Origin of the sequence: Flavobacterium notoginsengisoli, assembly GCF_014207905.1 — a bacterium.
Lineage (GTDB): Bacteria > Bacteroidota > Bacteroidia > Flavobacteriales > Flavobacteriaceae > Flavobacterium > Flavobacterium notoginsengisoli_A.
Genome location: NZ_JACHLB010000008.1, coordinates 83,384 through 95,856, shown reverse-complemented (window position 1 = coordinate 95,856; position 12,473 = coordinate 83,384). Strand labels below are relative to the sequence as shown.

General features: G+C 30.9%; 14 protein-coding genes and 1 pseudogene. 3 read left to right on the top strand and 12 right to left on the bottom strand.

Going from position 1 to position 12,473, the window contains the following annotated elements; translation table 11 throughout:
* Positions 1–21: 21 nt before the first annotated feature.
* Positions 22–1,110 carry a hypothetical protein gene (locus HNP35_RS20985; protein WP_184166860.1) on the bottom strand — a complete coding sequence of 363 codons (1,089 nt, stop codon included), beginning with the start codon at positions 1,108–1,110 and terminating at the stop codon, positions 22–24.
* 216 nt (positions 1,111–1,326) lie between these two features.
* Here HNP35_RS20985 and HNP35_RS20980 point away from each other — a divergent pair, with 216 nt between their 5' ends.
* Together HNP35_RS20980 and HNP35_RS20975 are read left to right on the top strand one after the other, a co-directional pair.
* Positions 1,327–2,739, top strand: coding sequence for a hypothetical protein (locus HNP35_RS20980; protein ID WP_184166857.1), 1,413 nt, complete (start codon positions 1,327–1,329; stop codon positions 2,737–2,739).
* 101 nt (positions 2,740–2,840) lie between these two features.
* A complete protein-coding gene (locus HNP35_RS20975; RefSeq protein WP_184166854.1) occupies positions 2,841–4,007 on the top strand; it encodes a TIR domain-containing protein in 1,167 nt (388 codons plus the stop codon).
* 21 nt (positions 4,008–4,028) lie between these two features.
* Here HNP35_RS20975 and HNP35_RS20970 read toward each other — a convergent pair whose 3' ends face one another.
* From HNP35_RS20970 to HNP35_RS20950, 5 genes are read right to left on the bottom strand one after another with little or no spacing between them, the layout of a single operon-like run.
* Positions 4,029–4,634 carry a toll/interleukin-1 receptor domain-containing protein gene (locus HNP35_RS20970; RefSeq protein ID WP_184166851.1) on the bottom strand — a complete coding sequence of 202 codons (606 nt, stop codon included), beginning with the start codon at positions 4,632–4,634 and terminating at the stop codon, positions 4,029–4,031.
* 4 nt (positions 4,635–4,638) lie between these two features.
* Positions 4,639–5,523: a DUF4231 domain-containing protein gene (locus tag HNP35_RS20965; protein ID WP_184166848.1), complete on the bottom strand. Its 885-nt coding sequence runs from the start codon at positions 5,521–5,523 to the stop codon at positions 4,639–4,641.
* Positions 5,523–6,107 carry a TIR domain-containing protein gene (locus HNP35_RS20960; protein ID WP_184166845.1) on the bottom strand — a complete coding sequence of 195 codons (585 nt, stop codon included), beginning with the start codon at positions 6,105–6,107 and terminating at the stop codon, positions 5,523–5,525. Before HNP35_RS20960 ends, HNP35_RS20965 begins: the two co-directional genes overlap by 1 nt.
* A 7-nt stretch (positions 6,108–6,114) precedes the next feature.
* Complete coding sequence (locus HNP35_RS20955) at positions 6,115–6,519, bottom strand: TIR domain-containing protein (protein WP_184166842.1); 405 nt, start codon at positions 6,517–6,519, stop codon at positions 6,115–6,117.
* A gap of 2 nt (positions 6,520–6,521) precedes the next feature.
* Positions 6,522–7,751, bottom strand: coding sequence for a tetratricopeptide repeat-containing protein (locus tag HNP35_RS20950; protein WP_184166840.1), 1,230 nt, complete (start codon positions 7,749–7,751; stop codon positions 6,522–6,524).
* 609 nt (positions 7,752–8,360) lie between these two features.
* Between HNP35_RS20950 and HNP35_RS20945 the strand changes: the two are divergent.
* Positions 8,361–9,071 (top strand): annotated as a pseudogene (locus HNP35_RS20945) (YifB family Mg chelatase-like AAA ATPase); the annotation flags it as partial.
* Positions 9,072–9,140: 69 nt separating this feature from the next.
* Here the strand turns inward: HNP35_RS20945 and HNP35_RS20940 are convergent.
* The 6 genes from HNP35_RS20940 to HNP35_RS20915 all read right to left on the bottom strand — a co-directional run bounded on the left by HNP35_RS20940 (position 9,141) and on the right by HNP35_RS20915 (position 12,446).
* Positions 9,141–9,689, bottom strand: coding sequence for a hypothetical protein (locus HNP35_RS20940; RefSeq protein WP_184166837.1), 549 nt, complete (start codon positions 9,687–9,689; stop codon positions 9,141–9,143).
* A gap of 31 nt (positions 9,690–9,720) precedes the next feature.
* Entirely contained in the window at positions 9,721–10,590 is an 870-nt protein-coding gene (locus HNP35_RS20935; RefSeq protein ID WP_184166833.1) for an alpha/beta hydrolase, read from the bottom strand.
* 23 nt (positions 10,591–10,613) lie between these two features.
* Positions 10,614–10,973, bottom strand: coding sequence for a hypothetical protein (locus HNP35_RS20930; RefSeq protein WP_184166829.1), 360 nt, complete (start codon positions 10,971–10,973; stop codon positions 10,614–10,616).
* Positions 10,974–11,078: 105 nt separating this feature from the next.
* On the bottom strand, positions 11,079–11,582 hold the full coding sequence (locus HNP35_RS20925; RefSeq protein ID WP_184166826.1) for an SRPBCC family protein: 504 nt from the start codon (positions 11,580–11,582) through the stop codon (positions 11,079–11,081).
* Positions 11,583–11,629: 47 nt separating this feature from the next.
* The gene (locus tag HNP35_RS20920; protein ID WP_184166823.1) at positions 11,630–12,130 is read right to left on the bottom strand and encodes an SRPBCC family protein; all 501 of its coding nucleotides are present in this window, start codon (positions 12,128–12,130) and stop codon (positions 11,630–11,632) included.
* Positions 12,120–12,446 carry an ArsR/SmtB family transcription factor gene (locus HNP35_RS20915; protein WP_184166820.1) on the bottom strand — a complete coding sequence of 109 codons (327 nt, stop codon included), beginning with the start codon at positions 12,444–12,446 and terminating at the stop codon, positions 12,120–12,122. The genes HNP35_RS20920 and HNP35_RS20915 overlap by 11 nt, the downstream gene beginning before the upstream one ends.
* Between the last annotated feature and the right edge of the window lie 27 nt (positions 12,447–12,473).

Sequence of the window (12,473 nt, the reverse complement as noted above, 5' to 3'; positions counted from 1 at the left end):
ACTCTTTTGGGGTTAATAAAATTATAACTTATTATTTAGTGTCCAACCACTATAATAAACACCATCTAATACAAGTTTTACTTTTATCCATTTTCCTTTGTCCTGTATTATATTCATTTTTGTACCCGCAGGAATTTTAAGTTTCACTTTCAACCTATTGTCAGGTTTTTCTTTTAAGAATTTAATTTCAGTAGTAGTTACTTGGAATGAACTCTCATTAATATAATTATTTTCAACTTTAGAATTGTTGATGACTACTGTTGGTATATCATCATCCATATCAAATAACTTTTCATGATAATGTTGAATTACCGGCTGAAATAAAAGGTATAATAAAGTAAGAGAACTACAAATTAATCCTTCTTTTTTCCACTGATCACAAAAACTTTTAATTTTCTGCAAGAATATTTTTTGCTCTTCCTTAATTGAGAAATCAAGGGATATTGTGCTTAAAGTATCCAACAAATTTAGAAATACATTAGTCACGATAACTTTCCTATCCTCACTTATAACACTTTCAAGATCGAGCGCAAAAGTATTTGTTAATTGAGATTGGATGTCTATTAAATCTTCATCTTCTTCATTTAGGCCATTTATAAATTTATATAAATGATTTACACTATGATCGAATCTTGCTATTGATTGAGCTATATCCAACATACATCCCATAGATTTGTTAGTCTCAGTTATTCTTTCGAAAATGGAAACCATATCTATTGCATTCTTTATAGCTGAATTTTCATAAATAGCCGGCATATTGACCTGCCAACTTTTTTGAGCAATAAAATGATTACGCAAAGATCTATTAGTAGCAGAATTTATATTATGAATCCATTGTGGTATTGTCGGCAATCTTGGATATTCAATTGCTAGAGAAGAAGCTACAGCAGATTGAATTGAATTATTTTGTAGCCATGAAGAATTATTTAGCATTGGCATGACACTAGCTACATATTTTGCCGGAGTTTCAATATCGCGTATAAAACTAGCTGATTTTACAATTGCAGCTGAAACACTTGTATTTCTTTCAATTATTCTGTCTGTTTGTGCAATCATATCACTTACCAATTTATACGCTGACATTGAGTCAAATCTTCTTTCTTTCATCATGATTTCAATTGTTTACAACAAATTTAACCATAAACATATTAGCATACAACGTAACTTTTAAACATTAAATAAAGGATATCAACACAAAATAATCTTATTAGAATTTTGCTTTTCTATTAAAATAATTAATGAATGATGATAAAAATGTTAATAAATACTTTTCTTAAGAGCCAGTATAGGCAAATAGAAATTTAACTTTATTAAAAACTATATTTTATGCTTAGAGTATACTTAGACTGGAATGCATTTAGCCGATTGGATGACCGGGATGAAATCTATAAAAAAGCATCTGCATCATTAATAGATGATTCTAAATTCATTATTCCATTTTCTCATGCACATCTATTGGATTTACATAGAGGCTATCTCAAAGTTGGCATGGATGGAATAGCTGGTAAACTTGATATACTTCAAAAATATTCAAAAGGTTTGTTAATTACAGACACCAATGAGGATCAATTGGAATTTGTTTCAATTGATTCTAAAAAGGCAATGGAAATTCATATCGAAAATTTTGATCGTCACAAAGAATTAAATATCAGCATTGAAGAATTATTAGAACCATTAGAGCTTCTAAAGCCTTTGCTTGACATTCAAATTCCTAACCCTTTAGCAAAACCTTCTGAAGATTTGGATGACACTGAATACAAAAAACTTATAAGCAGTACACCAAGAACCGCAGAAGCAGTTAAAAAACTTATAGGAACCTCAGAGACGACTTCAATGGCAGGTCTTATAGAGAATCTAATAAAAATGGCAAGCACAATTCATAAAGATGATTCTTATAGTGAATTTAGAGATGCGTATCAAAAGGACTTAAAAACAAACACAGGTCGTATGAGAGATAAGCGTTTCGATCCTTTGGAATCACTGGATGAGAATGCAAAGAAAATGAAAATGGAAAATTTCATTGCATTACATGAAAACTTTCTGAGTAAAAACGACAATATAAGCCTATTCAAAAAAATTCAGGAATTATGCCGTCATTTGGATTTTAATGGTTTTTTCTCGGATGTAATAAAACCTGGACATCATTTAGACAATATTGAAACTGATTATCAACATATCGGCTACGCATCAACTTGTGATATTTTTATTAGCGCCGATAATAATACTAGGGAAAAAGCGAAACTCGCGTACAAGCTTTTAAATATCGATATAAAAGTATTTACACCGAAAGAGTTCGTAGAATTTCTAGAAAACAATGGAAGCAAAATTAAGGATGGAAACGAATTTTTAGACTATCTCTTTTGGTTAAGAGATAATGAGCCATCCGTAGTTACAAACGAATTTGGATACCATTATGTTCCTTCATATATTTTGGAATACTTTAATTTAGTAGCAATACCAACAAATGATCAAGAGCATTTTATCCTGCACAAATACGGATCGCCCAATAGAATATCCAATTTTATAAATGAAGTCACTTCAGTTCGTGATCAGCTATCTGAGCTTTTTGGAACACCTGAAATTGAAGCAAACAAAGTAGGTGATCATTTTTATGGTGCGAGCTGGACTGCGTATGAAGAAATCGTTGTGATATTAGAATATGCCGAGAAAAACCTCATATTACAAGTAAGAAGAGGTCAAAAGCTTCCTAGTGTACAAGAGCGTATAGAAACTCAATAATTTCATACATGAAAAATAATTGTAAATTATTTAAAACCAATAATATTTCATTATAATTTTACTTCAAACGAAATATTTAAATAAAAACTATTAAAAAAATTATGCATAATAAAGTTTTTATAAGTTACGCAAAAGAAGATTTTAATTTTGCTGAAAAATTATATGACTATCTTGAGGAAAATGATTTTCGACCTTGGCTTGATAAAAAATCCATTTTGCCTGGCCAAGATTGGAATTTTACTTTGCGAAAAGCACTCAGAGAAGCTAATTATATTGTATTATTATTATCAAATACTTCTGTACAAAAAAGGGGGTATATTCAGCGTGAATTTAAATTGGCACTGGACTATTATGAAGAAAAATTAGAAGATGATATATACTTAATTCCTTTAAAAATTGGTGACTGTATAATTCCTGAAAGCCTGTCTAAATTTCAGTGGATAGACTTTATCGATGATACTTCTTTTAATCTAATATATACATCTTTAAGCTTTCAGAGAGACAAATATTTTGAATATGAAAGGAAACAAATTGCTGCTAAGCAATTATTTCAATATGAAGAAATAACTGAGCAGCATGAATACGCAAATAAAATTACGTTTAACATAGATATTACTTATTTTAGGTTTTTAGATGAAAGTAATCCAAATTTAAGAGAATTAAATCAAATTCTTCTAGGAAGTAAAGTTGAAGAAACAATTCGATTTAGAAAACTTTTTCACAAAAGTTCAGGTAATCTAATTAAAACAAAGAAAGGTGAAAGAAATTGGATGTTCGATATTTCGTATATGCCCAATCATATTTCTAAATCTATCGTTAGTATTAATCAAAGCATTTCAACATATACAGGTGGGGTGCATGGTAATTATTATGTGCGTGGACTGAATTATCATGTAAATCCAGTTTTTGAAATAACTTTAGAAAACCTCTTTGATTATACAGATCATTCAAATGTTCTGGAATTTCTTTCTTCATTTTGTTTTGAAGAATTGAAAAAAAATTACAATGAATGGCTCGGGGCTTCCGAAGATGAGATAGCCAACCAGAAAAATGAAGAAATTTTTTGGGAAAACAGTCTAGACCCTGATTGGAAAAACTTCCAACATTACTTTCTTTCAAAAACTGGAATAGAAATAATATTTAATACTTACTCTGTATCGAGTTATGCATTTGGTCTTCATATTGTTCCTGTCACTTTTGATAAATTAATACCTTTATTAACAAAGCCAAAGTATCTAAAAAAAATAATTGAAAAAGTAAATAATTAAGTGAAATTTAAATTGGCAATTTTACAATTGCCAATTTAAAACATTATCTAAACGGTGATTACTTTCACTATTTGAAGAAATCTTATGCTCATATATTAATGAACTTTCGGTTTTACTAGTTATTTTCGCAATGTAATCATTAAGACTTTTTGTGCCTTTAATTATATATCCAACTTGTAAATAATCCGGCAGAGTTTTTTCAGCTACATCTTTTAAAGTTAAAACTGACAACTTAATACGATCGATTTTGAACTTTAGCTTTTCTTGATCTAAGATTGATGCATGTCCGTATCCCACCTCGAAAGGAACCCAAAGTGATTTATATGTTTTATCAGACACTACAACCATCATATGTGTACTGGCTTTGATTCCTGCTTTAATACTCTCAGTAATTTTAATAGCATCACCCGAAGAAGATGCGGATTGTAAAGCATCATCTTCCACATCCAAGTAATAATCTATACCAGCATCTTTCAAATATGAAGCTATAATTACACATGCTTGTTTATCTTCTCTCTTGTGACTTAAAAACACACATGGTCTCTTTTTAACTTCATCATCTTTCAATGATTTAATTAGCCATGTGGCATTTTCTATTAAATTAGCTTTATTAAATCCTTTTTCCATAATATTACATTCTTTTTTGTGCCAACCACAATGTATGCTCTCTTGACATTGCATTTTCTGAATCAAGAACATATTTTGAGAATTCGCTATCACTGAAGTCTCTATTCCCTTGAGCCTTGATTAAATTCAATTCGGAATTTGCTGTTGTATATGCTTCTTTATTCTCTTGATATTTTTTTACTTGTAACCAGCTGAAACCACTAGCAGCTACTGTTGAAAATAGCCCCACAAAGTTGTAGCTTGAAGATGGATATTTCACCAAAAAAACTATAGAAATTAAAGCTAAAAATTGAAGAAAAATTATGACAACGAACCATATATCATACTTTAATTTACTATCTTCAGCTTTTGAAGAATACCAGATAATTTGATTTTGAATCCTATTATTGATGTAATAAGCCTTTTTATCACCCAAAGAAAAGCTGCGTATTCTTTTCATCTCTGTTGTTATAACATCTGTATTCAATTGTTTTGAATCTAATACATCATTTAGATCGGTGAACTCTTTACTAATTTCTTTAATTCTTTGAATAAATCTCTTTTCAGCCTCTTCAACAGACAAAATATTTTCAAAATACTCTGAACACATTATAAATCGCCAAGTTAAAGTTTTGCAAGATTCAGCAAGTGCTCGTCCTCGATACCAAATATCTTCATATTTCTTGACTTTTAGAAAAATTGATATCATTAATGCCCCAAGAAGAAATATTCCAGAAACAGAATAAACAATTGTTTTAGAGTCTTCAGTCTCATAATTGTATGCTGAAAGGAAGGCAGAAAAAATCATCAATAGTAAATCCAACCCAAATAAACGGATATACCAATTTTGCGATTTTTGAGAAGCTGTGTCACCTGCTAAAAAATAATTAGGGTAGTTATTATTATCCATTATGGTTTCATTTTAGTCTTAGAGGCAATAGGCTCATTTCTTTTATTAAAAGCTTTATCAATATAATAATTAGGATTTTTGCAAAAATCATCCCATTTTACGAGAACACAATATCGATCTTCCTCGCCCCAAGCACATTTTGAATTAGGGATATAGTAATTATAAGAAAACTCAGAAATGACAGTGTTATCATTAATTCGAACAGTATTATGAGATCCACCACACTTAGTACATGAATAGCTGCCACCATAGATTTTTTCATACATACTTGGTAAAACAACACCCAAAATCCCATTCTTTGTATTTCCCTCGCCATGGAATATGGAAGCTTGCAATTCTCTCTTCAAAAAATTTTGATTTTCAAAAGGAAGATTTTCAGCAGATTTTTCACCAATTAAAAAAATTGTTACTGTTGAATCTGACAAATAATCTCTTCGGATTACTCTCATAATATAGTCTTCATCCTCAGAATCTACAGGATCATGCAATGACTTATCTATCATGTCCACATCTAATTTGTCGTGAATATAAACTTTATAAGGCATATCTTCCGTTTTGAAAGATATAAAACATTTATGTGCCATAATTTAATTATTTAGCGTGATTTCTTATTGCTTCTACTATACTCTCGGTATTCCATCTGACATCAACTATTGATCTGGAAAATACTTCTTGAGAAATCCTTTCTTGTCCACGTGGTATAATACCAATTATTTGAATACCAAAACTCTTGGCAGTATCTAATTCCCAAGGCATCCACTCGCTGTGAGATGCATATATACCAGCTAACGCAAGAACTATATCTGAAGATTGGATTTTATTTTTTAACCGTGATTTTATATAAGGGGCGTGCGATGAATTAATGGGAACATCTTTTGAAGCTTCAGTAAATTCGACGTTAAAATAACCTCTATTATTGAGAAGTTCTCTTAGGTCTTCAAGATCGTTTGAATGAGCCCAAGAATGACTTATGAAGATATTGTAATTTTTTGCCATAGTTAGTTGATTAAGTTTAAAGTTAGTTCCTTCGAATCATTATAAGTTTTAAATTCCCAGGATTGAGGTTCTTTAGCTAAAAATAGAGCTTCATTTTTTTCATATTCGTCTTTGTTGTCTAATGCCAGATGACAATTTGCTAAAGAAGCAAAAATCCATTTCAAATCACTTCTGATGTTGTAGTCTTCATCTTCTTCAAGTTTTTTTACAATTTGAATTATTTCATTTCGAACTTTTTTCGCCAAAAATTTTAAATAAATCTTTTCTTCAGGATTTTTGGTAATTTGTGATTTCAAACCTAAACACAAAGCATAATTCTCACCTGTGTAGTAATCCTGATTAATAGTAAAGCCCCTTTCATAATATTCAATTGCTCTATCTAAATAAGCTTCTTGTTTATCCAACAACCAAAGTCTCTTATATATGGCCCCTGTTATTCCTAATGTTTCAGGATCTGTAGTATTTCTGTTATCAGGTTCTAGTTTTCCAATTATCTGTAAGGCATCTGTCAAAGCTAAATGGGGATCAATAGTTTCATCTTTATAAGTACACAAAGCAAGTTGCTGAGTAAAATAAGCATCATTTTCAACTTTTTCACACACTTTTTTCCAGTACTGAGATGCTGATGCAAAATTGTCATTTTGCATTTCTATCCTAGCTTTTTCAACTAAAGCAAAAATACTTTTTTCTTTATCTGCCAGTTCTTTAATGATTTGTGTATACTCTTCTTGAGGTAAAGAATAAGGAGTAACACCTCTAATATGATGAAATAGCGGACTATCTACTTCCTCGGTTCCCCCTATAGAAGAAATTAAAGAGGATAAGGATGTAACGCATCTTTCAGTTTCACTAAAACCAATATCTTCCCCCATATGTGAATAGGTAAATATTTTGTTATGATTTATATCAAATGGAATATTCCCGTCCTTTTCTTTCATTATAATAGTTGAAAATGGCTTCGCTGCATGTCTAATTCCAAGTTCATAGATAGCATTAGGATTGAAAGTAGTGATATCAGCAATTACTAAATCTGCGTGTATAAGAAGAGCGTACATGCTTTTATCGATAATTCCAGCTTCTAAAATTTCATCCCCTCGAACACAATCATAGCCCGCTTTTATTACAGCTGGCTTAATGATATTATTATAAGTTATATCTAAATCAAAAGTTTTACCTAATGTCGGATCCGTTTTTTTTCCATAACCCATTATTACAAAACACAATTTCTTCATTTACTTATTAGTTATTTTAGTTAAAATAAATTATAAAAAATACTACATTCCTTTGTTTTCAAATAATGAAAACTAATTGTTTAAAATCCGTAAGATTTGACAAGGAAATAATTTTAATAATGAAACGCAATACGTATTTATACTGTATTTTGCAAGCTATTTACTTTTTTAGGTTTGTACCTGTAAAACCTATTCTGCTTATCATTTTTCGTTCTTAATGTTTTTTACCTAGATTTAATATTTTCATATTATTAAATTCTTATAATTACATATCAAAATTTATTTAGAAACAAATAACAATCATTTTTATATTCATTTATTACGGAAAACCATAATCTAAAAAAATTATGTGAGCAGTAATTAGAACTGATTTTAAATTATAAATACCTAAAAGCAAAAAGGATAAGCAATTGCCTATCCTTGATTTTTCATGTTTAAATAGTTTTTTATTCCCAATCCTTCCATTCTGAATCTTTATCTTTTCACCATAAACTTTTTCCAATATGCAAGTTAGTATTTTTCTGAAGTGTATCATCAATTCCTAATGGCACAATAATTATGGCATAATCTTTTAAATATAATCTTAAACATCAAACCACCAACATTACTACTATAAATAATGTTGCGTTAGTAGGTGGCGGAAGTTATCCACAACCAGGCGAAATCTCAATGGCACACAATGGGGTTTTATTTTTGGATGAATTGCCCGAATTTAAACGAGATGTTTTAGAAGTAATGCGTCAGCCGTTGGAAGATCGCGAAGTAACAATCTCGCGAGCAAAATTTACGATTACTTATCCATCTTCATTTATGTTGGTTGCGAGTATGAATCCGAGTCCGAGTGGTTTTTTTAATGATCCGAGTATGCCTAATACGACTTCGCCACACGAAATGCAACGCTATATGAGTAAAATTTCTGGACCTTTATTGGATAGAATTGATATTCATATTGAAGTTACGCCAGTTCCGTTCGAAAAATTAGCCGATGAAAGAAAGGCAGAAAGCAGTGTAGAAATCCGTAAACGTGTTACAGCAGCGAGAGAAATTCAAACTAAAAGATTTGAAACAGTAGAAAATGTTCATTACAACGCGCAAATGAGCAGTAAACTGATTCGTGAATATTGCGTTTTGGACGAACCTTCAAAAGAATTGCTAAAAAATGCAATGGAGCGATTGAATCTTTCTGCTAGAGCATACGACAGAATTTTAAAGGTTTCTAGAACTATTGCCGATTTAGATAATGCTCCAAATATTATTTCGTCTCATATTGCAGAAGCAATTCAATATAGAAGTTTAGATAGAGAAGGGTGGTTGGGATAAAATAGCAATTGTGAAATGTAAAACGAAAATCTTCATTTTACATTTCACAATTTATTTTTCGCAAAGAAATTATTTCCACTTCCAGTCGTTTTCAATATTGTATTTTATATTTAAACTATTAGCAAGTTGCCTGAGAAATAGTATGATATCATCGTTATTCTGGATTTTATTTTTTGGTAAGATAAGTGAATTACCGATATTGAATTTTATAAAAATTGAGGAGCTTATTTCATTTATTTCTTCAATTTCACTTGTAGCTATTTTCATTTCGCTTCCGCTAATGTCGTTTGATGAAATAAAATCGTCAGCAAATTCAATAACAACAACTTTGTTAAATCGATTTTGATAATTTTCTTTTATAAAGCCTTTGTAATGTTTTATGTAATGTCTTTTGTCCCAAAAAGGGTAAAGGAAAAACCATAGTATACCCATTGCTAAAAATACAATTGCACTGTTCGTATTTCCTTTATAAAGATCAAATGCTACAATAAGACCATAAATTATCGGTATTATAATTTTACTTTTTAATCTTTTCTTTTTAATTCGTTCTGATTTTGAAGCTGTATAAAGCTGATATTGCAGAAAATCATTTTCGTCCAGTTGATAATTGGTAGTCATTTTGTGTTGTTGCTAGATTTGGAAAACTATATTACTCTTTAACTTGTGGGTAGAAGAATTTAAAAGAATTTGCTACCGCAGGATGCAATATTGTTCCGTGGTTTTCTTCGGGAAAATAATCGAAATATACTTTAATGTTTTTGCTTTTTGAAAGTTTTATTTTTTCGGCCAATAAATTAGCGTCAACTTCCATCACACGCGGAATTTCAGTTGGAGTTAAACCTTCTTTGCCCACTGCGATATAAATTTCAGTTTTCTGATTGAAACTCTCTTTTAATATTTCAGAATCTAAATTGAGCAAAGAACCGTTATCCCACCATAAACTCGGACTTACAATAACATATTTATTAAAGAGAGAAGGTTTTTTCAGTAAGATTTCTGTTTCTAATAATCCTCCAAGAGATTGACCGATAATCATTTTCGATTCGTTTGTTTTATATTTTTTATCAATAAAAGGCTGTAATTCTTTTTCGATAAAAGCTATAAATTGATCCGAATGACCAGTTGTCGGAAAACGAGTTTTATCATTTTCTACAGTTGTTGGATATGTAAAATCTCTGCGTCTGTCTACAGTTGCAATACCAACAACAATCGATTTTGGAACTTGATTAATCCACTCGAAACTATTAAACTGAACCAATCCTGTTACATGAATAAAATCTTCATCGGCAGAACCGTCTAGCAAATAGATAACAGGATATTTTGTAGCATCATTTGCATTGTATCCTTCAGGAAGATAAATGTTTAAAATTCTCTTTTCTCCTAATTCTTTCGATTCAATTTCGTCAATACGACCTAAAACAAAAGGTTTAGAAGTTTCTGTAATTTTAGTTTTGTTTTTTTGGCTGAATACTAAGCTAGATGAAAAAAGTAAAAAAGCCAGGGCATAAAATTTGTTCATTAATTTTTAATATGTAATTCTAGTTATTCCATTTTAACCTCTTGTACAGGCTTGTGGTAACTGCTTCTATTTGTAGTAACAAGCAAGACGCCTGCTTCTCCGTAATTTCCATAAATTTTAACGCCAGCTTGTTTATCAAGAGCAGTAATTTTTTTGATTTCCATTTTAGAAAGAACCAATTTCTCTTTTTCTAAATCCTGATAGCGATGCGGAATGCCATCAACAACAACTATTGGTTGATCTGTAATTTTTCCAGCTTTAGCCAAATCCGAAATCAGATCTGAAAGATAAAGTTTGTCTTTGCCTTCGTCTGAAAGCTCATATCTGTTTTGTGAAAAAACCGTAATCGAAAGGAATAAAAAAAACACTGAGAAGAATTTCATATTTGTTTGCGTTTAATGGTTAGAAAAGTAAATTTTTGTAAATCGAAAATACAAAAAAAATCCTGCAAATTCTGCAGGATTTAGTGTTTTGAATTATTTAACTTTTTATTTAGACTTTCCAGCAAAAATGGCATCTAAGCCTTCCATCGCAATTGTGAAACCTTCTTTAAAGCCCATTTGAATAATCATTTCCAAATCTGAAAGTTTTTCATGTTTAATTGCAATGTCTACAAAAGTAGAGTTGCCATTTTCCGAAAAAGTAACATCCCAGTCAGAACGCGGAAATTCGGTATTTAGATTTCCCTCGCTATCGCAAAATGCATCCAAATATTTAAAATTACTCTTCGGATTTATCGATTTAAAATCTGCAAGAGCCCAATGTTCTTCGCCTTCTGGCCCAACCATTGCGTACAATCTGCGTCCGCCTTCTTTAAAATCCATGCTTTTTGTTCTTGATTTCCACGGAGCAGGCGCCCACCATTGATCTAGAATTTCGGCTTCTGTCCAAGCAGACCACACGTTTGCTAGTGATGCATTAAATTCGCGTTTTACATTTACAGTACTATTTTCTTTATCTACAGTAAAATTCATTAAAAGATTTGATTTCATTTTCTTTAGATTTTAATTCGTTAATAGTTAATTTAATTGAAATGCCGTTATTTTCGAGCCTCGAAGATTTTCTCCAAGCTGTCCATTGCAGACGTAAAGCCTTCTCTGAATCCCATTTCGATTATTTTTTGTAATTCTTCAAAACTGTCGCGTGTAATATGAATATCAACAACAGTTAAATTGCCTTTTTCAGAAAAAGTAATATCCCAGTAAGAACTTCCAAATTCAGAATTCGGATTTCCGTCAGCATCACAAAAAGTAGCAGAATGTTTAAAATTTGTTTTCGGAGAAATCGAACTATAATCAAAATAACTCCAGCGTTCTGTACCGTCAGGACCAACCATGGCGTATAATCTTTTTCCGCCCTCTTTAAATTCCATACTTTTGGTTTTAGATTTAAAAGGAGCAGGCGCCCACCACAAATCCAAAATTTCAGGTTCAGTCCAAGCAGACCAAACGTCTGACAAAGGTGCGGCAAATTCACGTTTTACATTTACAGCTTTATTTTCCTTGTCTACAGAAAAATTCATTAGCAAATCAGTTTTCATTTTCTTTAGATTTTAAGTTTAATAACACTTGATCCAGCTGACTAAAACGCTGTTCCCAAATTGCTTTAAATTGTTCCAGCCATTGATCAACTTCTTTCATTTTTTCAATTTTGAGCTGATAATATATTTCTCTGCCCATTTTTTTTTCTTCCAATAAATCACATTCATTCAATATTTTAATGTGTTTAGAAACGGCTTGTCTTGTAGTTTGAAATTGTTCTGCAATCGCATTTGGTGTCAATGCGGTCGAAGAAATCAAAACTAAAATCGCTCTTCGTGTAGGATCGGCAATTGCCTGAAAAATATCTCGTTTCATCTTTTAAATAAAATTAAGCAACTAATC

Bases quoted from the DNA above. Each gene is read 5' to 3' on its own strand.
- HNP35_RS20935 (WP_184166833.1), bottom strand. From the start codon at position 10,590: ATGAACAAATTTTATGCCCTGGCTTTTTTACTTTTTTCATCTAGCTTA.
- HNP35_RS20985 (WP_184166860.1), bottom strand. From the start codon at position 1,110: ATGATGAAAGAAAGAAGATTTGACTCAATGTCAGCGTATAAATTGGTA.
- HNP35_RS20930 (WP_184166829.1), bottom strand. From the start codon at position 10,973: ATGAAATTCTTCTCAGTGTTTTTTTTATTCCTTTCGATTACGGTTTTT.
- HNP35_RS20940 (WP_184166837.1), bottom strand. From the start codon at position 9,689: ATGACTACCAATTATCAACTGGACGAAAATGATTTTCTGCAATATCAG.
- HNP35_RS20955 (WP_184166842.1), bottom strand. From the start codon at position 6,519: ATGGCAAAAAATTACAATATCTTCATAAGTCATTCTTGGGCTCATTCA.
- HNP35_RS20960 (WP_184166845.1), bottom strand. From the start codon at position 6,107: ATGGCACATAAATGTTTTATATCTTTCAAAACGGAAGATATGCCTTAT.
- HNP35_RS20925 (WP_184166826.1), bottom strand. From the start codon at position 11,582: ATGAAATCAAATCTTTTAATGAATTTTACTGTAGATAAAGAAAATAGT.
- HNP35_RS20970 (WP_184166851.1), bottom strand. From the start codon at position 4,634: ATGGAAAAAGGATTTAATAAAGCTAATTTAATAGAAAATGCCACATGG.
- HNP35_RS20980 (WP_184166857.1), top strand. From the start codon at position 1,327: ATGCTTAGAGTATACTTAGACTGGAATGCATTTAGCCGATTGGATGAC.
- HNP35_RS20965 (WP_184166848.1), bottom strand. From the start codon at position 5,523: ATGGATAATAATAACTACCCTAATTATTTTTTAGCAGGTGACACAGCT.
- HNP35_RS20915 (WP_184166820.1), bottom strand. From the start codon at position 12,446: ATGAAACGAGATATTTTTCAGGCAATTGCCGATCCTACACGAAGAGCG.
- HNP35_RS20975 (WP_184166854.1), top strand. From the start codon at position 2,841: ATGCATAATAAAGTTTTTATAAGTTACGCAAAAGAAGATTTTAATTTT.
- HNP35_RS20950 (WP_184166840.1), bottom strand. From the start codon at position 7,751: ATGAAGAAATTGTGTTTTGTAATAATGGGTTATGGAAAAAAAACGGAT.
- HNP35_RS20920 (WP_184166823.1), bottom strand. From the start codon at position 12,130: ATGAAAACTGATTTGCTAATGAATTTTTCTGTAGACAAGGAAAATAAA.